The sequence below is a fragment of the Bradyrhizobium sp. LVM 105 genome (genome assembly GCF_003957705.1).
GTDB lineage: Bacteria > Pseudomonadota > Alphaproteobacteria > Rhizobiales > Xanthobacteraceae > Bradyrhizobium > Bradyrhizobium frederickii.
This window is the reverse complement of the sequence record NZ_QZMV01000027.1, coordinates 21,566-45,631: the sequence shown is the minus strand read 5'-3', so window position 1 is coordinate 45,631 and position 24,066 is coordinate 21,566. Positions and strand designations below refer to the sequence as shown.

The window sequence follows — 24,066 nt, the reverse complement described above, 5'->3', positions numbered from 1 at the left end:
CGCACGGCAGCCTAACCCCGGCAGAGGCTCCACTTATCGACGCGGATATTCTGTTCAGACAACCGGGGCCAGCTCAGTCGCGCGCGACCGTCCCAAATCATGCCTTCATAAAGGACAATCGGGAGATGCTGCCCCCTGGAGCGCATGTTCTCGAACAGCAGCTCATAAAAGCTTCTTCAGGCTTGCGCAGTTGCGCTGCCAGCGGATGGATTTTGCATGTGAGTCATTCGTTGAAGCCACATTGCCATACAGCCGTCGCGAATCGCGATCGGCATAGCGCTCATCTTAAATTCTGCATCGCAGGTAAGCGAGGCGGTTTGGTACCGGGACCGTCCAAAAAGACCGGGCCACGGGCCTTACGTTGCCCCGGATGCGCAAGCCGGAAGTTCATCCAAATATGCCATCTCCTCGCGGGTGATGCGATTGAACACCTCTGGGCACGAGATGAGCCATGATCTGCCATTCGGGCTCGCCCTCGAGGCAGAGATTACCTTCCGCGGCCGCCTTGGCACGCTCGATATGTTCGCCAACCTTGCCGTTCAAGAGGCCGTGTTGATTACTATGGCTGAGAAGGATTCGATCAGGAGAGCGTAGCGCTGCATCTCCTCCACGCTATTCAAGAGCGTGTTTAGCATGGCGCGGATATTGTCGTGCCGCGTTGCATAGTTTCGGAAGTGCCCGTTTGCGGCCGATATCACGGTAAAGACGATGGCGATCAGACGGCGATCTCTTCTGCTTCGCCGGGACCATACGAGGAGATGACTCCAAAGCGATGGCTTAAGGCCGCGATCGCATGTTTGACCGCTGGTGCGCGGACGATAGTCCATTCCCAATTGTCGCGGTAAGGCTCAAGCGCCTTGAACCAAGACGCTCTTTGCGCGCCGATCTCCGCCTTAAGATTGGCTGTTATTCGCTCTTCGAGAGAAGGAAGGCCTTTCCCTCGAAACGTCAGCGCGTCGATCCGAACCAGTTTCGGCGGCTTGTACGCGTCCTCGCCGTCCTTCAAATAGCATTTCAGGACGATCGTCTTTTTCGTGGGATGCCTGGACCCCTTCGTGGTCTAAGACAAATGCATTGCCGCGGTGCCGGCGGAATACGTCGCGAAAACTTTGCGGGATATCATCGGTCGTCGGATCGACTCCATAGAGCACCCAGATCAGGTTGCCCCCTTCACGCTCATAATGGTGGGCAGCGGGCGGAGATTTCCGTTTGGAAGGTATTCGAGAGCTGGATTTCGATCGCAACGGTGCAAGGCCTTGCATTCGATATACACGTCGGGATACCTGCCAAAGCTGTTCTCTGTTGGCGGTAGGTACTGCGCGACTGTACTGCGGACATAACGCACGTCGGCCTTGGCGAGCTCGTCAAACGTTCGCAGAGCATCCGATGGGTGTGGGATTCCTGGTGGCCCTGGTACTGGGCTGCTCGGGCCTCGTCGATCGAAAGTGATCGTGGTGCCATGGGCAGCTAGGATCTCGCCTCTGTAGTGCACAAAATAGGGAAGCCCGCGCTCGCCCTGCTTTCTTGTCTGGATAAAGACACGACTTTCGCAGCGCAGGCACCTAGCTGTTAACCCGTCCTGGCGGCCACGGGCGCCGTCCGTTAGCCGATCCCGAAGGATGCCCCATGTATCTTCGGACAAGGACAGGAGTTCGCGCGCCGACGCCGGGCCGATCGGCGGGGTAAACATGACTGCCTCGATGATGCGCCTTGGTGGGCGGTGCGTGGGAGACTCACTCAGCATTCTCCAAGGATTCCCGGAATGCATGTAACCGCCTGTCTCAGGAGGTCGGTGGTTCGAACCCACCCAACTGTACCAGCGAAATCAATAGCTTATTGTAGTCTTGCGCGAAGCAAATGGCCGTTAGCTACCAAATAGCTGCCGCGGCGACGGAAACACGTGGTGATTCTAAAAGCAGTCATTCGTAGTGACGGGGTCAAAGTTCGAGTGCTATTTGCGACATCACTCAACCTAATGAATTGCTCCCGAGTCCTTGCGTGATTCGCGGTGTGATAACGTCAGTCCCGGCGACCGAGGGCAGGCCAATTCCCCTCGCTGTCGTACCGGCTGATCGCCGCGGCCTGCAAGGCCAGCGTTCGGCCGGTTCGCAATGCGCAATCGGTATCGAGCCAAAGACGTTCATGGATAAGCAAAGGTCTCCACCGGATCGAAGTCCAGGATAGCAAAGGCAATCCACACCAGGCTGTTCTTGAAATCCGGTATCGTAAAATCCGTATTTTGCCACCGATAGGCAAGCAGTCGCGGTATCCAGCTTTGACTTTGACAGTGATCCACGCTGATGAAAGAGGAGCGCCAAAGAACAGAAAGAAGATCGAGCTCACCTCGTCCCCTCTAGAAGCGCGCGTATGCGAGCAGCGATCTTCCGTGCCTCCTCCGCCCCGGGGCGAGTTTCACGCAATCGAGTATGCCTAACACTTCCTGGGCGTCCTCAGCATCAAAAGTCGCGACTTGGCGATCTGCCAGGCTCAAAGACTGATCGGCCGCCGGGGCCTGATTGGCTGCAAGCACCGCAAGCCGCAGCGAGGTGATGTGCCGCTCGAACGTGTGTATCCGTTGGCCGGTAGCACCTTGTAGGGTGGTCGCAAGCGGTGGTAGCCAGCGCGGCCCCAGGCTGGCTACCTTTGCTCGTGAGAGGGTCACATTCTCCAGGCGCCACCAGAAAATGGCGCAGACAAGTAACCAGGGCACCTACCAGAATCGGCCGGTTCATCCTCCTCGACCATTCTCTAAGCTGGTCCGACAGCTTGCATAGATGGGAGACACCCGCATGCCCAAACGCCTGCGCATTCGTTGCATAAACAAGACTGACAGGCGAAACGCACACGAGAGAATCAAAAATGTCGGCGGGGTAAATTCAGACGGAACGCGATGGAAGCTATCCGTTAAGAAGACTATCCGAGACCTCGAAAGCCGCGAGTGGGAGTACTACGTCGAACAATCAGGCGTCACCGTCGAGGTCATCGTCGCCACCGACGGCCGACACAAGTACATCAAGACAACAGTGGACGGAATTCAACCGGACAATCTCCTTTCCCTCCCTGAGTGTCCGTGAAGCTTATCGTATCCTAGATCGCCGGTAGTGCGGGCGCAACTCGGCGCCGTTCGGCCGCGCGGCGTCAGGCGCTGTCCCCGCCACGCCCGCACTACCCTTTGAAGTTAGCGGCAACGTGACTCGGCGCTTGAAAGCCCCCGCGCTTACCCTGGGGGAAGCGCTGTCCCTGCCACATCCGTTAACCCCAAGCGCCCTGTAGCTGCGCTGGCTTACTGAAAGCTGACGAGACCGCGCGGCAATCCATAAAACGAAAAGCGGCCCGCGTGGGCCGCTTGCCGTCGAGAACAACAACTCATTCAAGGGCCCTTTGTCGCTCTCGAAGTGTCTCACCGGCCCGCACGTTTAGAGGCCAGCCAGTCTGCTAACTAAGCCGAGGCGGAACTGCTTCAGCTGGATGCAAAGCATGAGCACGGTGATCGCGTCGGGCACGGGATCAGGCGACGATTGCGAGTTGGTTTCGTTCGTAGCCCACGGGTCGCCCCGTCTCCGAATGGCTCGAAATAGAGTGAGATTGACGGCCTGCCGGCCATTCCCTGCTGAACGCATCCAGCAAGGGCTTTACGTCTGCCTCGTGCGGCAGCTCTCGGGCGCGCAAAGCAATGAGGCCGCCGCGGCGATCATGCAGCGTGCCGCGCGTCCAATGCGCTGTGATCCCTCGCTCAAGCCGCGTTCAGCGCCTGCGCGAGGTCCGCGATCAGATCGGACGGGTTCTCGATCCCGATCGACAGCCGGATGGTGGAATCGAGCACGCCGATCTTTTGGCGAATGTCGGCGGGAACGCCGGAATGGGTCATGGTCGCGGGCAGGCTCGCGAGCGACTCGGTGCCGCCGAGGCTCACCGCCAGCTTGAGGATTTGCAGCGCATTGAGGAATTTCACCGCCGCCTCCTTGCCGCCGACGATGTCGAACGAGAAGGCCGATCCCGCGCCCAGGCATTGCCGCGCGAATACACGGCCCGACGGCGAGGCCTCCTCGTGATGACCGAGATAGTGAACCCTGGCGACCTTGGGGTGGTCGCGCAGATAGCTCGCCACCAGGCGCGCATTCGCATCGGCCTTTTCCATGCGCAGGCTCAGCGTCTCCAATGAGCGGTTGATCATCCAGCACGAATGCGGATCGAGCTGGGTGCCGATGGCGCCGCGCAGCGCCTTGATGCCCTTCATGATCGCCTTCGATCCGAGTGCGGCGCCCGCAATCAGGTCGGAGTGGCCGCCGACATATTTCGTCAGCGAGTACAGCGACAAGTCGGCGCCGTGCTCGATCGGCCGCTGAAACACCGGGCCGAGCAGCGTGTTGTCGCAGGCGATGATCGGAACGTGTCCCTGGGCCTTGCCGATAGAATCGGCGATGCGGCGGATCATCGCAATGTCGACGAGGCCGTTGGTCGGATTGGCCGGGGTCTCGATCAGGATCATCGAAACCCGCCCCCTACCCATCGCCTGCTCCGAGGCCTGCCTGACGGAGGCTTCATCGATGCCGTCGGCAAAGCCGACCGCACCGATCGACAGGCGCGCCAGTGTGTTCGTCAGCAACGTTTCCGTGCCGCCATACAGCGGCTGGGAATGCAGGATCACGTCGCCGGGGCGGACGAAGGCGAGGATCGTGGTCGCGGCCATGCCGGATGAGAACAGCGCGCAGCTCTCGGTGCGCTCGTAGACCGCGAGCCTGTCCTCGACGATTTCGCTGTTGGGGTGGTTGAAGCGCGAATAGACCAGGCCCGCGCCCATGCCTTCCGGCGGCTCGCGCCGGCCCGCGACATAGTCGAAGAAGTCCTGCCCGTCTTCGGCGGTCTTGAACACGAAGGTGGAGGTCAGGAACACCGGAGGCTTGATGGCGCCTTCCGACAATTGCGAATCGTAGCCATAGGTCAGCATCAGGGTTTCCGGATGCAGCATATGGTTGCCGATATGGGTCTTCGACGGGAACGGTTTTACCATGGCTGCCTCGCTGTTCTGATGCTGGCCGCACGTTGCGGGCCGAATCGGTGGTACACCGCGGTGGTCACAAAATCGAGCCTGTATGCAGGTTCGTCAGCACCTGCTCCGGCAGCGGATTTCCAGGCAGTTCTAACTCGGCACCAGCGCTCAACTGCGTCAGTAGGTTCTCGGGTAGGCTGGTTAGCTGGTTGCCGCTAACGGCGAGAGTATGGAGCATAGCGGGGAAGCCCTCCGGCAGACTCGTCAATTGATTGTCGCTGACCTCGAGAACTGGAGCGAATCAGGGAGGACCTCCGGCAGCTTCGGCACTCATTGTAGCTGACGTCGAGAAACTGACGCGCAGGAGGAAGGGCCTCAGGAGGCCCGCTAGTCGGTTATCACTCGCGTTGAGATAAGCGAGCACGGCCGGAAGGGCGGGCAAGTTGCTCAGCTGGTTGTGACTGACGTTGAGCGACCCGAGGGTGGCGGGCAGGCTATCGGGCAGTCTGGTTAGCCGGTTGAAGGAAACGTCGATTTGCCTGAGGTCGGTCGAAAATCTGGGCAGACTGGTCAGGGACAACGATCCGAGATCGAGATGTTGATCTCTCTCGGAGAAATTTAATCGCGTTATGGCTTCTTCTCGATCCTCGAGCGGGCCCACGTCCCGTTCGGCAGCCCAATTTTCAACCGTCTGGTCTTGGTCGTCCTCCGCATGAGCTGAATCTGCCGCGTCATAGCCTGTCAGCACTAGGTCCCACTGCGCCCCGGCCTCGTTTTCCTGCCCCTCTCGTTCGTTCGAAGAGATCCCATCTCAGCGCAGAATCTGCCCTGCCTCAAAAGGATCCATTCCCTACTCCCTTGCCAGGACTGAGTAGACTCAGTTCACTACGATACGTTGTAACCTCTGGAGCACTTACCTGTCGGTGAGCTGACGAAGAAGCTATCGCCAGGTGGCGACGATCGGAGTTGGAAAGGCGGTGATGGTTGCGCCTGCCCCAAGCTGCGCGACCATTTCGGCACGATCATCATATGACAGGGACGTATCCGCGTGGAGGCGCCTGATTTCCTCCTCGCGGTCCCACCGTGCCACGCCGCCTTGGTCTGCGCGGCCGACCCCTGTCGCTGCCTGAACTGTTCGGCTGCCCGCGCCGCACACATCGCGCGCTGGCTCTCGGCGAGGTGTCGACGCTTCAAGTTCAGGCTGATGACGTATCCCAGCGGATCGTTACCATAATAGCGCGTCGGGCAATCGGTGCCGGTCTCGACGGCGGCGCGATAGCGGTTGCGGCCGTCGAGGATCTTTCTCTCGAACACGCTGACCGGTTCGCGCACGCCGTTTTCGCGGATGAGGTCGCACGCTACGATAGCGCGCGCGGCTTAAACCTGCCCGGCGACCTCACAGAACCCTCAAGATTCCCGAGTCCCGATGATTCACGGGTGGTCGGCTCTCGGAGGGCTGACCATGGCGGAGTGGGAAGACGAACCCGAACGCTGGCTGAAGCCGTTGCTGGATCGGTTGGGTCATAAGACCCGGCGGCAGATGTGTCCATTGTACGTTGCGGGATTGATCGGTCCCGGCTACCGCCAAATCGTTCAGCCGATGGCGGAGCGCCTTGCCGCGGGCAACTACGATCAGCTGCACCATTTCATTGCCGACGGTGTCTGGGATGCGACTCCGTTGGAATCTGAACTGTTAAATCAGGCCGACCGGCTTGTCGGCGGCAAGGATGCCGTGCTCGTTATTGACGACACGGCAATGCCGAAGAAGGGCGAACGCTCGGTTGGTGTCGCTCCTCAATATGCGTCCTCTCTTGGCAAAACGGCAAATTGCCAAACGCTGGTGTCGCTGACACTCTCGCGCGGCGCAGTGCCGGTAATGGTCGCGCTGCGTCTCTTTCTGCCTGAGAGTTGGACAGGCAATGTATCTCGTTTGAAGCGTGCTCGCGTGCCGATCGAACACCGAACCGGCACGATCCAAGCCGGAAATTGCTTTGGCCGAGGTTAACCGAGCGATGGCAGCCGACGTGCGCTTTGGATGCGTGCTGGCGGATGCAGGATACGGGCTCAGCGCACCGTTTCGACAAGGGCTAACAGAACGCGGCCTGGTCTGGGCCGTCGGATCCCTCGGCATCTTAAGGTGTATCCGGTTGATGTACAGCTCATTGGCCGATTACCAAAGTCCGCGGGAAGCGAAAGCACCACGTACCAGAAATCTTACCGATTGCGGCAGAACAAATGCTGACCAGAGCCAAATGGAAAAACGTGAGTTGGCGCAGCGGAAAGAAAGGTCGTCTGAGAGCCCGATTTGCTGCTGTCCGTGTCCACACCGCCGACGGCCCTCCGCAGCGGATATGGGATAAAAGGTCAGCAGCATCTCCCGGGCGACGAAGCTTGGCTGATTGGCGAGCACTGCCTCAGGGGAGAAGAAATACTATCTCGCCAACCTTCCAGCGGCGACGGATCTGCGCACACTGGCCACCACCATCAAGGCGCGATGGATTTGTGAGCAGGCGCATCAGCAGTTGAAGAAGGAGCTTGGACTTGATCACTTCGAAGGGCGATCATGGCAAGGTCTTCATCGTCACGCCCTAATGACCATGATTGCCTACGCCTTCCTGCAACATTGTCGCCTCGCACACGCGGGGCGGAAGATTAACGGGCCTCCGCCTCAGCCAACCATGCCCGCCGTATGTCACGCCATGGTCGACCTCATCCTTCGGCCGCCGCCTCAACGCTGCCCGTATTGCCGAAAACAAATCCTTGAAAAACAGTGGCGCAAACACATTCTGCCAAAGTAGTGCTGGAGGTCCCGGCTCATGGCCGGATGGGTGCGGTTCTTGATCTTGAGCCATTCGCGCGTGCGGCTCGCGATGTAGCGGCGATCGCGGCGCTTGGAGATGATGCCCTCAAGGCGGCGGTCGCAGGCCGCGCGAAAGACGTCGGGCTCGATGGCGCCGCTCTCGAAGGGTTCGATGAACATGCCGTCGGGCCGGCCGCGCAGCAGCCGGGCGAGGTTGGTCTTGCGCATCTCCAGGGGCAGCTGCCGCAGATCCTCGCCGCCAAGCGCGAGCAGATCGAAGGCATAGAGCTGCACCTGCCGGCGCGAGTGGAGCGCGTTGAAGTCGGAGACGCCGTCAACGCCGAGCACCACGGCCTCGCCGTTAATGACGAATTCCTGCTCGCGGTTGCGCAGCGCGGCCTTTACGATCCAAGGGGAGCGGTCGGTCCAGTTGTGCCCGTTCCTGGTGATCAGGCGCACGGTGCGGCCATTGAGCTCGAGGCGCAGGCGATAGCCGTCACACTTGATCTCGTGGAACCGGTCGGTGCCGTCGGGGGCGGCCTTGGCGGAAGTGGGCAGGCAGAACGCGAACGCAGGCGGTATGAGAACGAGATAGTCACGCGGCCGCGAATATGCGAATGTCGCGCTTGATTTGAGCGTCGGGATTTCGTCGGTCAGGGACCGATCACAATTGCATTGCCATACCTTGGAATTGCTGTCTGCTGCTCGCTCGCGGTTTGGTTGGTAAGCCTAGTGGTTTAGGACTGGAGCGGAAGCGCCAGCTGAACGCCGATCGCGGCCGAGCTGGCTCTTAACGAAATCCTTCAACGCGGGAGAGGTATCGAGGCTGTCGGCGGCGATGCGGTGCTCGAGCGCGATGTCGTCGGACGCGTCGCGCGACCAGCCTTCGGCCGGGTTGAAGGCGACCACGCGGAGCACCCGGTCATGTTGGCCGGTGAGCAGGTCGTCGACCAGCGTGGCATGGTCGATGCCTTCGTCAGTCTCGCGGAATGCCGCGCCGTCCCGGAACTCCTCGAGGACGACGTAAAAGTCCTTGTCGAGGCGACCGTTCGGAATGATGGACGGCGAGGCCATACGCGAGAACTCCACTGACCGGAGTCCAAGATAGGCAATGTTCGGCGGGAGGCGAATCGGAACCTGCGAATTCCTCCTCGCGTCGCCACGGTGCCAACATGGAGGAACGAGCATGGCAAGGTCGAAAAAGCAGACCTCTCGGGACAATCTCGCGTGTGCTTTTGACGCACATGACTTTGAGATTTCGGCATCCCGCGGGTCACTCAGTTCAGTCAATTTTGAGAACTCATTTTTGTGATGCATTTGGAACGCCATGTCGTGTGAAGCGATAGTCTCAGCTTACGTACGCTTAAGGAACCAGCAGGCGCTCGAAGATATGAGAGATATTCGGCACGAACTGCTGCAGTCCATGTCCCGCCCTGCAGCCAAGTACGTTCACGATGATCTCCGACTGATCGAAGATGGGCTGGAACAGCTCCGCCAGCTGCATATCAGCGCTCCTTTTGAGCGTGCTCGGCCTCCACGGCGCGGAGCAGGGCGGCAAGGCTGGGATTAGCGGGCCGATCCGTCGGCTTGCCGCGCCAGCTGAACAGCAACACGGCGCTGTTGTGCTGGCGCAGAACGTGGCCGGCGCCACTACCGAAATACTTGCTCATGGCGCTTCATGGCCGACCTCCAGAACAATAGGAACGTCCCCGTCCGGGACACTCATCCGGAAATGGACCAGTCGGAGCTGGCGAAGCTTGATTCGGCGGGGGTGAGCAGCTTCACACTTCTTGGTTTTCAGGTGGGTTGGAATAGGCTGACAGCTGCACAGGTCGGGAGCCTTCCATGGGAACAGAGCTCACTGTCCGGCATGCCAGGCTGCCTCGGCGTCGGGAGCACGAGCTCCGGGCTGCGCAGTACATCCGGATGTCGACGGATCGGCAGCAATATTCAATCGCAAACCAGATGGCTGTCATCGCCGGCTACGCAGCCGAGCATCGGCTCACGATCGTGCGCACTTATATTGACGAGGGCATCAGCGGATTGAGGATCAACAACCGACTGGGGCTCATCGGTTTGATCAACGACGTTCAGTCGGGTGCCGCCGATTTCGGGAATGTGTTGGTGCGGGACGTCAGTCGCTCGGGTCGATTTCAGGACACAGACGAGAGTGCATATTACGAGTTCATCCGCAAGTTGGCCGGTGTGAAGGTGCTCTATTGCGCCGAGGTCTTCGGGAACGACGGAAGCCCGATGTCGGGCCTCTGGAAGAACATGAAGCGCCTGATGGCAGCGGAGGACAGCCGGAATCAATCGGCGAAGGTTTTGCGGGGCAGAGCCCCATTGCAGGGCTCGGCTATTGGGTGGACGGTCAGCCCGGTTTCGCGCTGCGCGGAGAGCTGATCGACACAACCGGCAAGTCGCGGGGATTTCTCGAACATGGCCAGCAAAAGGCCTTGCAGACTGACTGGGACTTGCTGCGGGCCGGGCCACCCGATGAAATAGCGATCGTGCGATGGATATTCGAAAGCTTCGTCGGCGGAAAAGAGGACTGCTATCGCGCGCGAGCTGAGCGCGAGAGGCGTTGCCAACCATCGCGTCGTTCCGTGGAATCTTCAGATGATTGGTCGCATCCTTCGCAACGAGAATTACACGGGCAACACTGTCTACTTCCGGACATCGAACTACTTGCGAGGGCGCCGTGTGATCAACGCCAAGGCCAAGTTGATACGAGCGTTTGACGCACTTGAGCAGATTGTGTCGCGGAACGTCTTTGATGCCGCACAATGGATTATTGAGCGACAAATACGGCAACGGCTGTCCTCGGATGAGCTGCTTAAGAGACTGCGCGTTCTTCAGCACCGGCTCGGCACACATTCTCTCTCAACGCGATCAGTCGAGCAAAGGGAGCCCCAGCGCGGACCTGTACGAGCGGAGGTTCGGTAGCCTTCGCAACGCCTATGCGGTGATCGGATACGTACCTCCAGTTGACTACAGTTACCTTGAGACGCGCGGCGAGCGCATCAGTCTCATCAAGGATCTCGCCGCTGAGATCGCTACGGCCGTGCCGAATGTGAATCCCGATCTCATTGCGGAGCAGGCCGGGGGCTGCCTGGCCGTCAACGATGGGTCTTTCATATCGTTGCGTGTAGTACGGTCCTGGCAGCACTCCCAGAGGCACTGTTCCGCCTGGACGCTGCGGCGCGGCTCAAAAACCCGTCCGAGTATCGCCGTCTTGGTCAGGTTGGATGAGCAGAACAAACGCCCTCTAGACTATATTGTGGCGCCGACCGATAGCCTTCCAGAGCGGCCTCTGATCAGACCGAGGCGGTCGTGAGAAAACGGTATCGTTGTCATTCGGCCCTTTAATTGCGGTTTGTTGTCAAGCTTACATTTCTGAACTCGCCCATGGCACGGTGGTAGCGTCCGCGCCGTCGGAGCTGGTCGGGGTTGCGGAGACGGCGCGGGCGCGGCTGATACATGCTCTGCTGGCCAGGCATTGGATCGTACGGGCTGGTTGATGTCTTCGCTGGGGTCATGGTCCCTTCCGAGGTCGCGCAGCGCCTCATGATGATGTCCGGGTCGGACGCCTCAACGTCTGCAGCGGAGTACAGTCAAGCCGCCACCAGCCGAATGAACGAGGTCGCCACAACACCGTCCCAGCGGGATATCGCCAGTCCGGCAGACCGGACCAGGAACTTTACAAAATCGGATCAGGCTTCCTTCGCGCGGCCCCAGTCGAACGATGTGCCGTCGACCCAGATGCAGTGCAAAACGACGGCGATCTTGCGCGCGATGGCGACGTTCGCCTTCCTCACGCCAATCCTCTTGGCGAGCTTTATTCCCGAGGCCTTGAGGGACGACCATTTCTTCGTTCGATAAAGCAGGACGGTCGCGGCCTCAAACAGGTAAGTTCGGAGAAGACGGTCGCCCCATCGTGATATTTTGCCATTGATGTCAGTTTCGCCAGATTGGTTGCGCCGAGGTGTAAGACCCAGATAGGCGCCAGCGCTCGATGCAGATCGGAAGCGCGATGGGTTGTCGATCGTGTGGCGGAAGGTCAAGGCGGTCACCACGCCAACACCAGGAACCGTCATCAGGCGGCGCGTCGTCTCATCCGACTTTGCCAACTGGCGGACTTCGTTGTCGAAGTTGCTTTGCTGCTTGCAGATCTGTTCATGGATCGACAGAAGCGGCGCGATCACCCCGAGGAGCTGATGATCTTTGCCCAATAGCTCGCAGACCTGATTGCGAAACTGCAGTCCGATCGCGCGTGGCAACAGCAAACCGTATTCTTTGATGAGGCTGCGGACCTGGTTCTCGATATCTCGACGTATGGCCACGAGCCGAGATCTCGCGACGAGTATAGCGCGGATCTTCTGACTTTCCTCGCTCTTGACTTTGACTTCTCGATACCAGCCGACCCGCACCAGTTCGGCCAAACCTCGAGCACCATTCTGATCGCTCTTGTTCATGCGCAGGGACAAAGCCGCGTGGGCATGACGCGCGTCGATTCAGACCACCGGAAGATCAACTCTACGAAGTTCATGCCATAGTCGCCATCGCCCCGGTCTCAAATCCGATGCGCTCCGCCTGTGGCGCCCGCTTGCGAAGCAGTGCCGTGAGCGCCCCCGGGTCGGACTTGGCCTTTCCCTCGAACAAGACCTGACCTACTTCGTCGACCACACACACTGATGTTTCTTTTTGCGAGACATCCAGCCCAACATATTGCTTTATGGCCTCATCCGATTCGTGAGATTGCGGGAAGGCTTAAGATAGCGGACCTTTCGAGCCGCGGGCGCCCGACCGCAATTACGTCATCGTCTGCAATATTGCCCCCCGTATTGCCTCACTTGCAGATGTTACCCGGGTGGCGCCGTGGCCGATGACGATCCGAGGTCGACTGATGCGCGCCAAGTAGTTTTCCCCGCTTGCTCGGCGAGAGGGGCTGTGGGCGGGTCGGGCCTTACATAGCCCGAGCCGTCCACAACCCCGGGCAACGGGGCCACAGTCGCGGCGTCGCCAAGCAGCTTCTCCGCGACCAACTGCCTAGCAGTCATCCGTCGAAGCCCCCTCAGCAGACGCTGCACAATAGAATGCTGTCTCGGCCCGAACTCCTCAGGGCATTTATCACTCAGCCGGCCGACAATGGCGAGCGCAGTTAGCTGCGGCTCTTCAGCGAGCCAACCCTCGATCACAGCAATATGCGGGTCGAGCTTGGACGGCTTATAGAGCCGACGGGGGCGACGGTGCGTGGCACGCGGCTCGCCGGCAGTCACCGTCTTGCCGAGCGTCTTCGCGAACGTTGCCGCGGTCGCTGGCAGGGTGCTAGTGTGAGCGGGTTGCAGGCCGCGCGCCTGTCCGGCACGACGATCGACGCGATTGCCGAGTTCCTCTTGGGTTGCGCGAATCTCCGCCAACAGCGCGACCGGATCGAGCGAGCGATGCTGATCGCGTAGCCGTTTCTTCACGGCCGCGGTCACCTTGGGATGCGCCAATGCACGCTTATAGGGCGTCGATGGGAGATGATAGCGCTTGATCACTTTAGCCCCTTCGCGGCGCTTCTCCTTCAGCTTGAACGACGGCTGGGAGAAGTTGACGTAGAGCCGTGCCGCCGCATAGAGGCGGCCCATCATACGCGCCGTCTCGACGCCATCGAAGCGGCCATAGCCCATGAGGCGGCGGACGACGGCACCATTCTTCTGATCGACAAATGCCTGGTCGTTCTTATAGGCGCGCGAGCGAGTGACTTCGAGCTTCTGTTCGCGACACCAAGGCACGACGACATCGTTCATGAAGGCGCTGTCGTTGTCGAAGTCCAGGCCGCGCAACAGCCAGGGGAACAGGCTCTGTGCGTGGTTGATCGCCTCGACGACCAGCGAACCTTCTCGCGTCACCAACGGCAGACACTCCGTCCAGCCCGTGGCGACATCGACCATCGTCAAGGTCTGGATGAACGAGCCAGCCACCGACGTGCCGCCATGGGCGACCATGTCGACCTCGCAGAAGCCAGGCGGCGCGCTGTGCCAGTCATTGAACGTGCGGATTGGGACCTCGCGCCGGATTGCCGAATCGAATCCGGCACGGCGCCGCCTGCCGCCGCTCGCTGCGACCTTCACGTCCACGAGCAGGCGGTCGATGGTTGCTGGGCTGATCGAGAGAACACAGTCACGATCCGCCTGGCCAAGCTGCAATCGGCCATGTCGCTCAAGGGCCGGCAGCAAGGTCGTGATCATCACCTTGAGCCGCTTGCCGCATACTCGATCCGACGCCTCCCTTAGCGCCGTCAGCGCGTCCTTGATCGTCGCGCCATATCTGCGTCTCCGCTTTCTTGTTGCCTCGACCTCGCCCGGTCCAACCGTCTCGCGTCGCCGGAGCGCGCGCACCGCATGCTTGCGATGCCAGTCCGTCGTCGCGCACAGCTCGTCGAGAATCCGCCCCTTTTCCGCTCGTTTGGCCAACCGGTAACGCTCCGTTACCGCCGACACCACCTCGCGCCGCGCGCCCATGCTGATCTTTCCCGCTATAGACGCCACCGAACCAATTCGATGGCACCGACCCATCATCGGCGAGAAGTTGTCCAGTAACATTCTGGATGCGGCAATGCGCCCCTACAGGGTTGGTCTGTTGCGCTGCCTGCTTCGTAACAAAGCAGGTGGTGGAGGATGCTGGTCGTGGAGACGATTGCGCGGATTCGGCGCGAGCACTTCATCAAGGGCAAGACGATCAAGGAGATCGCACGTGACCTGAAGGTGTCACGGAACACGGTCCGGAAGGTTCTGAGGTCGGGAGAGACCTCCTTCGAGTATGAGCGGCAAGTGCAGCCGCGGCCCAAGCTCGGACGATGGGCAGTAAAACTCGACGGATTGCTGGCGGCGAACGCGGCTAAATCGGCTCGTGAACAGCTGACGTTGATCCGGATCTTCGAAGAGCTGCGCGGCCGCGGCTATGACGGCGGTTACGATGCGGTGCGCCGCTACGCCAAGCGGTGGAGCAGGGAACGCGGGCAATCGACCGCGGCCGCTTATGTCCAGCTGAGCTTTGCCCCAGGCGAAGCCTACCAGTTCGACTGGAGCCACGAGGTGGTCTTGCTGGGCGGCACCGCGGTCATGGTGAAGGCTGCCCATGTCCGGCTCTGTCACAGCCGCATGCTGTTCGTGCGGGCCTATCCGCGGGAGACGCAGGAGATGGTGTTCGACGCCCACGACCGGGCGTTCGCCCTGTTCAAACGCACCTGCATCCGCGGCATCTACGACAACATGAAGACCGCCGTAGAGACGATCTTCGTCGGTAAAGGGCGTCTCTACAATCGCCGCTTCCTGCAGATGTGCAGCCACTATCTGGTCGATCCGGTCGCCTGCACACCAGCGTCGGGCTGGGAGAAGGGGCAGGTGGAGAACCAAGTCGGGCTGGTCAGGGAACGCTTCTTCACGCCGCGGCTGCGGTTCAAAACCCTCGACGAGTTAAACGCCTGGCTGCTCGACAAATGCATCGCCTACGCCAAGGCTCATCGCCACCCGGAGCTGGTCGATCAGACGATCTGGGAGGTGTTCGAAGCCGAACGCCCCAAACTCGTTCTCTATGCCGGCCGCTTCGACGGCTTCCATGCGGTGACGGCATCGGTTTCGAAGCCCTGCCTGGTGCGCTTCGACAACAACAAGTACTCGGTCGAAGCCAGCGCAGTCGGACGACCGGTCGAGGTTCAAGCCTATGCCGATCGCATCGTGATCCGACAGGATGGACGCATCGTCGCCGAGCACCCACGATCCTTTGGCCGCGGCGATACCGTCTACGACCCGTGGCATTATGTGCCGGTGCTCGCCCGCAAACCCGGCGCCTTGCGCAACGGTGCTCCCTTCGAGGACTGGGTGCTGCCCGCCGCGATCGAGCGGATCCGGCGCAAGCTTGCCAGCACCGACGACGGCAATCGTCAGATGGTCGACATCCTCAACGCGGTGCTGACTGACGGTCTGCCCGCGGTGGAAGCGGCCTGTGCCGAAGCGCTCAGTCACAGCGTCCATTCCGCCGATGTCGTGCTCAATATCCTGGCCCGTCGACGTGATACGGGGAGGTCAGCTCGCCGTTCGCGTCGGCCTGATCGTTTTGCAAGACCGATAGGCTGAATTACTGACAGGTTGAGCGGCGTTAAGTCGCTCAGTCTAGCCTATCAATTTAGGTAGGCCACTCGCGGCGGCTTTCTCGCTAAAACCGCACTTCAGCCCCCGTGGGTAAGGGTTCACGGGAAAGCTGGGTGTGGGTTAGCCTTTTGATCCCAGGGCTAACTTCACGGGGCAGTGCGGATGCGGCAGGGATAGCGCCTCTATCCAAGGCCCCCCAGCCGATAAGGGCGCCGAGTCGCATCCGCGCGGCTTTTGAGCAACCGAGGAAGGCGTATGCTCAAGGACAAATCATGGCACCAAAAGCTAAGCCTTTAAGGCATTTGCGCGCGCGGAAACGGAACCCGACAGCGCGGGACCTTGCTGAAGCGGTCCATTTCGCGACGCGCGTATCCTACAAAAGGTGGCCGACAACGGGCGTGTGGTTTGAGATAAGAGACCGGATGGTCAGAACAGCCGATGGGCAATTCTATCTTATCGAAGATCATCCCATTAAGCTTGGCGGCCATGAAGTCGCACGGCCTTACAGTCTAGCGGGCGTCTTTGCTTGGCTGCAGGATTGCCCGGAGCAGATTGCACGCACTGTTGTTATAGGCCGCCCGGCTTGAACGGCCCACACGGGTCGCATTTCGTTTGGTCGATGGGCGCGCAGTCTCGTCAGCTTTTGGTAAGCTAGCACGGATACAGAGCCGCTGTGGTTAACGGGCCGTGGCAGGGACAGCGCAATGGCACCAGAACGGTCGGCGCCGAGTCACGTCGCCGCTAACTCAATTTGGCAGTGCGGATGCGGCAGGATAATGCCTGATCATGCCCCCAGGCCGTCAGGCGCAGAGCCGCGTTCGCACTGCTTCCGGCTCACGGGCTAAGCCCGTTATGACGGTTATGCCCATTCTGCGAGCGATACGCTCCCGGTCGGCTTCTTCCGCTGCTTTGAGGCTGGCCAGCGCTTTTCCTCTGTGTATGCGTGGGCGATAAGCGCCGAGTCACGTGGCCGCTAACTTCAAATGGTAGTGCGGGCGTGGCAGGGGTAGCGCCTGACGCGCGCAGCCGAACGGTGCCGAATCGCGCCCAAGTGTGGACGATCCAAACGGCGGTGATCACCAGAGGTGAGGACCCTCGGGGAGTGTAAGTCACCGCACGCGCTGCCACTCGCTAATCTTCTCCGGTATGCCCAGGTTTGATGGGTCTCCGGCCGAAGGCCAAGAGCATGTTCCGTTCGCCAAGTCTCGGCCGCTGACGCTGGCGAAGCATAATGCCCCAATGTCTCACCACGAAACGTGACCGCAAAAGCCTTCCCAGTCGGAACGATCTGAGCCACCCCCTGCTTGAGTTTTGTAGAACCACTTCACCATCTGCAACCTTCCATAGAACGTGTAGTGGTTCACGTCGGAATGTACCTCGATGGCGCGAGGGCGCTCGCACTACCTTACATTCTCGTCCCCACTAATTTTGATAGGTGTTCCGCATGCTTCTCAGCAATATAGGATGCTGGCGTCCAGAGAATTTCAGCCTCTCGGGAGCAAAGGTGGCCAGCCTCAGTCTTCGAGGACGGGCTGGCCACCATCGCTTGCGAAGCGTACCTACGGGTAGCACAGGCCAGTGGATGCACATTTTTGAGCGGTACATCGCGTCCCTGCGGTCGCAAGCGTTTGAGGGGCGGCCACCTCTGCACCGGCAATAGCAATCCGGAAGTTTCCCCGATCAAACTGCCACAGCTACCGCTCAGTCGCAGCACCTGCAGCGCGTCTTCGGCCTACCTGTTCCGACGGCCGCAGTGGTCGCTGAGCTTGCCTTCGTCGGAGGCGAGCGAAGAGCAAGGTCGCCCATCAGATCGCCACGGCGGCTGCCGGCGGCGTTGTTGGCGCAAGCATCGCACGCGAACGCACTGACGGCACCGCCCGCTGGCAGGTCACCGCAGCCGTTGGTCGACGCAATCGGCAACTGCGTCGTCAAATTCCACAGGGCAGAATCGCGAAAAAAAATAATCAGCGATTGTGCCGTAAGGACAAAGCGCCAAGCCGTGCAATATGTCCCGGTGAACAACGGAGACGTTCATGGCCGGCAAGACCTCGCAGATCGCCAAGCTGGAAGCCAAAGGTCTGGAAACGCCCAGTGAACTTGCCGCGGTCGAGGCCGCGTTCGCCAGCGCCGTCCACTCAATGGAAGCGCCGCCGATCGAGTTGTCTGACGACCAGATCGGTGACCTCGTCGGCATCAAGAATTTAGCTGAAGTTCGCTTGGTGAAAGCTCGTGCGGCTCACCGGCGAGCCGACCATGCTTTGACGGAAGCAAAGACTGCTGCCGCCGAAAAGGAGCGGAAAGACAATTTGACGCGCGTCCACTCGCTCGGCGCGGCTGCTCAGAAACAGATGCAGGAAGCCGTCACCACTGCGATCAAGCAGCTCCGCGCTGCGATGCGCGCGATGGCCGAAGCCGAGATTGAGTCGCGAAATTCTGAACCGGCAACTTCCGGACGATCAGCAGATCCACAGCTTCCAAGTCGCAATCATGGACATGCCCGGCGTGCCGCGGAAAGAACTTTCCCGAGTGCGCGAGCTACCCTGGCTGCGGCCTGGTGGCCGGCCCTATGACCCCGAGTATGCGGCCAAGATCAAAGTCAATCCGAACGGCTCCGCCGATCTCTCACATGGTGGTCAAACGACGAACATCACCAGCCGGCGCTATTTCGATCGCGTCACTTACGCCGATTGGATCGGTCGTAGCGGTGTGTCGTCGCTTGCATCCGCGCTCGCCTTGCCCGGCTTGAAGGGTGCCCCTGCTGGTTGGACTCCGATGCGCTACGTCTCGCCGCAGGCTGTTCTGACGGTACTCGACCGCGTCGAGGGTTACGTGCACAGCGACCTCGCTCGGAAATCAAAGTCGAGCTGGAACCTATCTCTAGATCTTCGAAAACGCAGAACAGCTCAAAGCTTGGTAAGCCGAGAACAAGCCCGCGACCGACAAGGCTGCGTGATCCGACGCGAACAGAAGGACAGGACTCAAACCATGAACCTGTCCGCCAATGAAATCTATGCCCGCACAAAGGCAGCAGCACAGGCGCTGGCCTCAGCTACGACCGTGCATTCGATGTCGGCCCGGGCGAAATCACCGGCTCGCTCTGAACAGCATGTCGAGACCGCCTCAGAAATCTACACCCGTCGGCGCGCTGAAACCCGGCAGCGCGGGCCTGTATACTTGAGATGCAAGTCACGGCTTAGGCCTGAGGCATGGTGCGGGCGCGCGCCGATGCCTTACGGCCTGAGTGCGGGGTTTGTGCTGATGAGTGAGTGTTTTCTCCGCTGCTCTCACTCCGGAGACCAGCGCCGGCCCAATTCCCGCCGCCGAGCGTTTTGACCGGACGCTCGGCGGCGACACAGAGGAGCTTGGTCGGATGGCTACACTCACGACGATAGCACGCCGCAGCAAGATCATGGCTAGCGTGTTCGTCACACGCGAGATCAGTGCGCTCGCCAAGCACCTCTCCAATACCGATCATGTCTCGACTGATGCTGCCATTGCCTGCCTCAACGAGGTCGGCAGGAGGTCGAAGGGTCACTCGACGTTCATTTTGGAGCGGGATCCTAGCTAGGCGGGGCATGCTTCGATGACCGGCAATTCGACGCCCTCAGACGACCGCACCAAGGCGATCCTGAGCTCGCCCTTGGCCTCAGGTCAAGAGCCGCTCGCCGCTCATCTAGCCGCCGAGACGGAACTCTCTGGAGGCGGCTCTCCAGATCATGGCCATCTCGGCGCGTAACAGACCTGCAGTCGATCCGAGGGCAATGGGAAGATCTTTCGCCAGTGAAATCGCGGGTCCTTTTTCGGCGTCAGAACCAGTGCGGGGCAACTTTGCGCTCGACTTCGCTAGAGGCAGACCTTCAAATCCGTGCACCAGACACGACGTAGGCACCATGCACCATGATGGCACCCGTCAATCCGAGCGAGCCTCCGTTCGACGAGCATGACCCGATTGAGGTCGGCGAGGCGTTGATCTGTCTTGGCCTGGATATCCTTGAGCAAGAGCTGGAGCGCCGCCGGGAGGCCGGGATCATATCTGCGAGGGACAAACGCCATGGCCAAGGGTAAGAGCGAGGATTGCGCAAACCAAGCGCCTCAGTTCGCGCGTGACCGATAGCTCGCAATCTTGCGAGTGAGCTGCCAAAGCTCGACCCTATTGGTCTCGGCTAATTGCTGTGCTCGCTGCTTAGCCCTTTCCTCATCGGCGCAAATCAGTCTTGCGGAGTGCACAATATTCCCGTCAGGCCCGAACAAGTACACCATGAACCCCTCGATCGAAGGGCTTCCAGTCACGCGCCGTCCGTGATTTTGAAGGTTATTGCTTGGTCCGATGGCGCTGCGTGCATGTCTTTGCTGGAGGTCGTCGCCTCTCATGCTTATCTGCTCGCGACCAACGGCCGCCGTATTGCCCGGTTGCAAGCCTGCATGGACATCGCCCGGATCATCCTATTCCCCGCCGGTTGCGCTCGACGATAGCTATAATCAATTCTTCGGTGGCGATCAGAGCCAGGTCCATTTTTTCCTCAACAATGGTCGACGTATCTCGACGAATACTGTCCAGGTGGTTCAGGGTCATCTCTTTGAAACTATGGGCTAGGCGCTCCTCGGCATCGTCGCGCGCATAGTCTACAATAGTATCCAAGTGGGCGACGATTTCAGTCCGTTGCTCGGTCGGTTTTGGACCGTCAAGCAACGTTACCGCTCGAATAAAGGACTCCTCTATAGGAATCATATCAGGTTTCCTTTGTTGCTGGATTGGAAGCCGCAGTAGCTCGCGCCGGTGCTGCAGATTCAGCGAGGCCCGACACGCAAAGGCAACTCCTCAGAAAAGGAGTTGATGTTGCGAAATTTGAGGGGCAACCATCTTCGGCATTGATCGGTATGCGGCGGGGGGCGAGGCAATGCCTCTATCAAAGCGGGGGGCTGTCCTAATTAGGACATCCGCGATGGCAGATTAGGACACTTGCGCGGCTTCGATGATTGAACACCGCATTCTTGCGGACTCCACATTACACCGGGAATCAGTAGTAATAAGGCGGCCGGGACTGGCATTTCAGCACGATCAACATTGCAACCGGCAAGAGGCTACCGAGAGGCGGCCTCTTTTGATTCCAGATAGGAACGCCGCTTTGCTTCCTAGCTTGCGGATTCCGGGGATGGCGATCAGGTGTTCCAGGCGGTGGTGATCACGGATTCCAGTGATCGCGATCAGTTTGGAGACGAACACGACTGACGGGCTTATGTGTGCCGGAAATTGTCTCTGGTCAAGGCTGGCGGGTTGGTTCGGAGATCGTTCCGGCGGTCCATAGGAGGGCCCCGTGCGGGGCGCGGAGTGCCCCCCGAGCGACGTAGCGACGCGCACGAGGAGGGGCCTGTGGGCCGGCGGGGCGATCGTGCGCGAGGTGCTTACGGTTTTTTCTTTTCGCCAGCCTGACGCCTTAGACTGTCGCCTCTTGAGTTCGAGGCGGTGCGCATTGTGAATGATGCGGTCCAATATCGCATCGCCGAGGGTGGGATCGCCGAACACGTCAGAGTACCCCTATTCTTGAGCGGGTCGTGTCTCACGTCACGATCACCGACCCGCATCATTTTCTGTTTGGGCACCGGCTTGAGGTGCTCAAGGAGCGGTCGGGGCGCGGTCCTGCCTACGTCGTTGTTGCGCTGCCGGACGGCCGGCCGCGGGCGGTTCGGATCGCGTCGACGGATCTTGCCGAGACGCCGATCACGCCCCACCCGAACGCCGCCGATCTGCCGCGCATCAGTGCACGTACGCTGATCCCATTGATGCAACATTTGAGCGCGAGTCTGGGCCTTCTCGACGAGAAGGTGATTCGCGATGACCCACCGACCGCTTCCAGGTCGCGTTGCGTATCGACCGCTGCCGACGTTGGCAAATCCACCCGGCCGCCCGACGGCCGACATTCCGCGCCTGTGGCCGAATCTATCGACCGCGACGCAAACCCAGATCGCTCAAATCCTCGCCACGCTGCTGCGGCGAATGCAAGCGGTTGCCGGCACGCCCGGAAGGGGACTGGGTCGTGCTGATCAGCTCGACCGTCGCTGACGAGCGGCTCACGACTGCGCACCGAGCCAAGTTGGCCTATGTCTACGTGCGGCAGTCATCCGTGAACCAGGTGCGCCAGCACCAGGAGAGCACCGAGCTGCAGTACCGCCTCGTCGATCGCGCCATCGGTCTGGGCTGGCCGCCGGAGCGAGTCCAGGTCATTGACGAGGATCTGGGCAAATCCGGTGCTGGCGCTGTGGATCGTCATGGTTTCCAGAAGCTCATTGCCGAGATCGGCCTTGGCAACGCCGGCCTTGTGGTGAGCCTCGACGCTTCTCGCTTGGCCCGCAATAACCGGGACTGGCATCAGCTTCTCGAGCTGTGCTCGGTGTTCGGCGTGCTCATTGCGGATGGCGAGCGGCTTTACGATCCGCGCGCCTACCACGACCGCCTGCTGTTGGGCTTGTCCGGCATCATGAGCGAGGCGGAGCTGCATCAGCTTCGGATGCGCCTTCACCAAGGAGAACGCCAGAAGGCGGCACGGGGCGAACTGCGGCTGCCCCTGCCGGCCGGGCTCGCCTATGATCGAGCCGGCACAATTGTTCTCAATCCCGATGAGGAGGTGCAGGCCCGTCTTCATCTCGTGTTTGCCAAATTCCGGGAACTGCAAAGCGCTCGCCGTGTGATGCGGTACTTGGAGAGGAACGGATTATCCTTGCCGGTTCGACCGCTGCTTGGACCATCTCCACACGAGATCGTCTGGCGTGCGCCAGATAGTGCACGCGTCCTTAGTATCCTTCAAAATCCGGCCTATGCTGGGGCGTATGTTTATGGCCGTCGGCAAAAGGATCCGAGCCGATGCCGGCCGGGATCGCTGACGGGAACGGTCAAGGTGGCGATCGGGGATTGGGCGGTTTGCCTCCACGCCGCTCACCCAGGCTATATCAGCTGGGAGGAGTTCATGGCCAACCAGGGGCGACTGGCAGATAACATCTTCCGCTATGAGGCAGGACACTCTGGCGTACCGCGCAAGGGGGCAGCCCTGTTACAAGGAATTGCGATCTGCGGCCGTTGCGGACGGCGCATGAGCATGCGCTACACGGGCCCGAATGCCGACTATCCGGTCTATTGCTGCCGCTCGGATCGGGACCAGCAAGGCAGTGCACTATGTCAGGAAGTCCGGGCCTTGGCGGTTGACGCGCTGGTCGAACGGATGCTCCTCGATGCCCTGGTGCCGGATCAGATTGAGATCGCACTCGCGGCGGCGGGCCAACTGGAGCAAGAGAGTCGTCAGCTCGAGCGTCAGTGGGCGCTTCGCGTGGAGCGCGCCCGCTACGAGGCCGAGCGCGCCCGGCGTCAGTATGACGCCGTCGAGCCCGAGAACCGTCTTGTGGCGCGCTCACTTGAGCGGGCTTGGGAAGAGAAGCTGCGTGTCGTCGAGACGGTCGAGCAGCAGCATGCGCGTTGGCGCGCGCAAGAGCCGCTTCTGATTGGCCCGGCGGAACGCGCAGGGCTACAAGCGCTCGGCGCGAACCTGCCGCGGATTTGGAATGCGGCCACCACGTCGGCAGCCGATCGCAAGCGCATTCTGCGATTTGTCATCCGCGAAGTCGTTCTTGATCAGAAGCGGACCCGAGGTCAGGTGTGGCTCAAGATCGTCTGGCAGACCGGCGCAACCAGCGAGCATCACGTACAACGGCGCGTTCATACCTACCGCAACTATATCGACATTGATCGGTTGCGGCGACGGATCGTCGAGTTGAATGCTGAACACAAAATGGATGCCGAGATCGCGGCAATACTCAATCAGGAAGGCTTTGTCGCGGCCCGAGGCTGCGCCTTCAAAGGCGAGAACGTCTGGCTGTTGCGCACCCGCTGGGGCATTCCCACCGTCAAAATCAACGGCGTGGACAAGAATCCGATGCGCTGGCCCGACGGCAGCTTCTCGATTCAGGGCGCAGCGGCTGAGCTTGGAGTAACCCCGCAAACAATCTTCGATTATCTTGCGCGCGGAATGCTGGCAGGTCGTCAGTTAACCAAAGGCCAGCCATGGCAGATCGAGCTCTCAGACGAACAAATCGGTCAGCTTCGCAATCGGGTACGACGCACCAAGCGTTCGAAGAAGGAGGCATCATGA

General features: G+C 60.4%; 21 protein-coding genes and 4 pseudogenes. 14 read left to right on the top strand and 11 right to left on the bottom strand.

Annotation, left to right across the window (positions count from 1 at the left end; genetic code table 11):
* Positions 1-444: 444 nt before the first annotated feature.
* Complete coding sequence (locus D6B98_RS40320; protein WP_164719105.1) at positions 445-594, top strand: hypothetical protein; 150 nt, start codon at positions 445-447, stop codon at positions 592-594.
* A 121-nt stretch (positions 595-715) separates the two neighbouring features.
* On the opposite strand, the gene D6B98_RS36620 is transcribed toward D6B98_RS40320, so the two are convergent.
* Positions 716-1,006: a hypothetical protein gene (locus tag D6B98_RS36620; protein ID WP_126261830.1), complete on the bottom strand. Its 291-nt coding sequence runs from the start codon at positions 1,004-1,006 to the stop codon at positions 716-718.
* Positions 1,007-2,789: 1,783 nt separating this feature from the next.
* On the opposite strand from D6B98_RS36620, the gene D6B98_RS36605 reads away from it, so the two are divergent.
* On the top strand, positions 2,790-3,074 hold the full coding sequence (locus D6B98_RS36605; RefSeq protein ID WP_235884911.1) for a DUF3892 domain-containing protein: 285 nt from the start codon (positions 2,790-2,792) through the stop codon (positions 3,072-3,074).
* 659 nt (positions 3,075-3,733) lie between these two features.
* On the opposite strand, the gene D6B98_RS36600 is transcribed toward D6B98_RS36605, so the two are convergent.
* Positions 3,734-5,011: a cystathionine gamma-synthase family protein gene (locus tag D6B98_RS36600; protein WP_126261828.1), complete on the bottom strand. Its 1,278-nt coding sequence runs from the start codon at positions 5,009-5,011 to the stop codon at positions 3,734-3,736.
* Between the two features lie 864 nt (positions 5,012-5,875).
* Positions 5,876-6,322: a ParB N-terminal domain-containing protein gene (locus D6B98_RS36595; RefSeq protein WP_126261827.1), complete on the bottom strand. Its 447-nt coding sequence runs from the start codon at positions 6,320-6,322 to the stop codon at positions 5,876-5,878.
* 130 nt (positions 6,323-6,452) lie between these two features.
* Here D6B98_RS36595 and D6B98_RS42050 point away from each other — a divergent pair, with 130 nt between their 5' ends.
* Genes D6B98_RS42050 through D6B98_RS42040 form a run of 3 tightly spaced genes read left to right on the top strand, consistent with a single transcriptional unit; the run spans position 6,453 to position 7,788 of the window.
* Positions 6,453-6,995, top strand: coding sequence for an IS701 family transposase (locus D6B98_RS42050; RefSeq protein WP_430642566.1), 543 nt, complete (start codon positions 6,453-6,455; stop codon positions 6,993-6,995).
* Positions 6,996-7,002: 7 nt separating this feature from the next.
* The gene (locus D6B98_RS42045; protein WP_430642565.1) at positions 7,003-7,350 is read left to right on the top strand and encodes a transposase; all 348 of its coding nucleotides are present in this window, start codon (positions 7,003-7,005) and stop codon (positions 7,348-7,350) included.
* A 39-nt stretch (positions 7,351-7,389) separates the two neighbouring features.
* Complete coding sequence (locus tag D6B98_RS42040) at positions 7,390-7,788, top strand: transposase (protein ID WP_430642564.1); 399 nt, start codon at positions 7,390-7,392, stop codon at positions 7,786-7,788.
* On the opposite strand, the gene D6B98_RS36585 is transcribed toward D6B98_RS42040, so the two are convergent.
* From D6B98_RS36585 to D6B98_RS40310, 4 genes are all read right to left on the bottom strand, one after another.
* Positions 7,719-8,348, bottom strand: a complete 630-nt coding sequence (locus tag D6B98_RS36585; protein WP_235884913.1) for an ATP-dependent DNA ligase — start codon at positions 8,346-8,348, stop codon at positions 7,719-7,721. The two genes, D6B98_RS42040 and D6B98_RS36585, sit on opposite strands and share 70 nt — an antisense overlap.
* A 171-nt stretch (positions 8,349-8,519) precedes the next feature.
* Positions 8,520-8,864 carry a hypothetical protein gene (locus D6B98_RS36580; protein WP_235884910.1) on the bottom strand — a complete coding sequence of 115 codons (345 nt, stop codon included), beginning with the start codon at positions 8,862-8,864 and terminating at the stop codon, positions 8,520-8,522.
* A gap of 289 nt (positions 8,865-9,153) precedes the next feature.
* Positions 9,154-9,294 carry a hypothetical protein gene (locus D6B98_RS40315; RefSeq protein WP_164719104.1) on the bottom strand — a complete coding sequence of 47 codons (141 nt, stop codon included), beginning with the start codon at positions 9,292-9,294 and terminating at the stop codon, positions 9,154-9,156.
* A 1-nt stretch (position 9,295) separates the two neighbouring features.
* Positions 9,296-9,460 carry a hypothetical protein gene (locus D6B98_RS40310; protein WP_164719103.1) on the bottom strand — a complete coding sequence of 55 codons (165 nt, stop codon included), beginning with the start codon at positions 9,458-9,460 and terminating at the stop codon, positions 9,296-9,298.
* A gap of 175 nt (positions 9,461-9,635) precedes the next feature.
* On the opposite strand from D6B98_RS40310, the gene D6B98_RS36575 reads away from it, so the two are divergent.
* Together D6B98_RS36575 and D6B98_RS42035 are read left to right on the top strand one after the other, a co-directional pair.
* Positions 9,636-10,193 (top strand): recombinase family protein, encoded by a 558-nt coding sequence (locus D6B98_RS36575; RefSeq protein ID WP_126261825.1) that lies wholly within the window; start codon positions 9,636-9,638, stop codon positions 10,191-10,193.
* A gap of 141 nt (positions 10,194-10,334) precedes the next feature.
* Positions 10,335-10,736, top strand: a pseudogene (locus tag D6B98_RS42035) (recombinase family protein); the annotation flags it as partial.
* Between the two features lie 767 nt (positions 10,737-11,503).
* Here D6B98_RS42035 and D6B98_RS36565 read toward each other — a convergent pair.
* Positions 11,504-12,527, bottom strand: a pseudogene (locus D6B98_RS36565) (IS110 family RNA-guided transposase).
* A gap of 125 nt (positions 12,528-12,652) precedes the next feature.
* Entirely contained in the window at positions 12,653-14,299 is a 1,647-nt protein-coding gene (locus tag D6B98_RS36560) for an integrase catalytic domain-containing protein (protein WP_164719102.1), read from the bottom strand.
* A 156-nt stretch (positions 14,300-14,455) separates the two neighbouring features.
* On the opposite strand from D6B98_RS36560, the pseudogene istA reads away from it, so the two are divergent.
* From istA to D6B98_RS40305, 5 genes and pseudogenes are all read left to right on the top strand, one after another.
* A pseudogene (gene istA / locus D6B98_RS36555) lies at positions 14,456-15,853 on the top strand (IS21 family transposase); the annotation flags it as partial.
* A 2,108-nt stretch (positions 15,854-17,961) separates the two neighbouring features.
* Complete coding sequence (locus tag D6B98_RS36550) at positions 17,962-18,498, top strand: hypothetical protein (protein WP_126261822.1); 537 nt, start codon at positions 17,962-17,964, stop codon at positions 18,496-18,498.
* A complete protein-coding gene (locus D6B98_RS36545) occupies positions 18,416-19,261 on the top strand; it encodes a hypothetical protein (protein WP_164719101.1) in 846 nt (281 codons plus the stop codon). The genes D6B98_RS36550 and D6B98_RS36545 overlap by 83 nt, the downstream gene beginning before the upstream one ends.
* Before the next feature lie 37 nt (positions 19,262-19,298).
* Positions 19,299-19,496: a hypothetical protein gene (locus D6B98_RS36540; protein ID WP_126261820.1), complete on the top strand. Its 198-nt coding sequence runs from the start codon at positions 19,299-19,301 to the stop codon at positions 19,494-19,496.
* Between the two features lie 329 nt (positions 19,497-19,825).
* Positions 19,826-19,993, top strand: coding sequence for a hypothetical protein (locus D6B98_RS40305; RefSeq protein ID WP_164719100.1), 168 nt, complete (start codon positions 19,826-19,828; stop codon positions 19,991-19,993).
* Between the two features lie 373 nt (positions 19,994-20,366).
* On the opposite strand, the gene D6B98_RS36530 is transcribed toward D6B98_RS40305, so the two are convergent.
* Complete coding sequence (locus D6B98_RS36530) at positions 20,367-20,657, bottom strand: hypothetical protein (RefSeq protein ID WP_126261818.1); 291 nt, start codon at positions 20,655-20,657, stop codon at positions 20,367-20,369.
* Between the two features lie 674 nt (positions 20,658-21,331).
* A pseudogene (locus D6B98_RS41130) lies at positions 21,332-21,452 on the bottom strand (ATP-binding protein); the annotation flags it as partial.
* A 29-nt stretch (positions 21,453-21,481) separates the two neighbouring features.
* Here D6B98_RS41130 and D6B98_RS40300 point away from each other — a divergent pair.
* Both D6B98_RS40300 and D6B98_RS36515 read left to right on the top strand, forming a co-directional pair.
* Positions 21,482-21,970, top strand: a complete 489-nt coding sequence (locus tag D6B98_RS40300; RefSeq protein WP_164719099.1) for a hypothetical protein — start codon at positions 21,482-21,484, stop codon at positions 21,968-21,970.
* Entirely contained in the window at positions 21,964-24,066 is a 2,103-nt protein-coding gene (locus D6B98_RS36515) for a recombinase family protein (RefSeq protein WP_126261817.1), read from the top strand. Before D6B98_RS40300 ends, D6B98_RS36515 begins: the two co-directional genes overlap by 7 nt.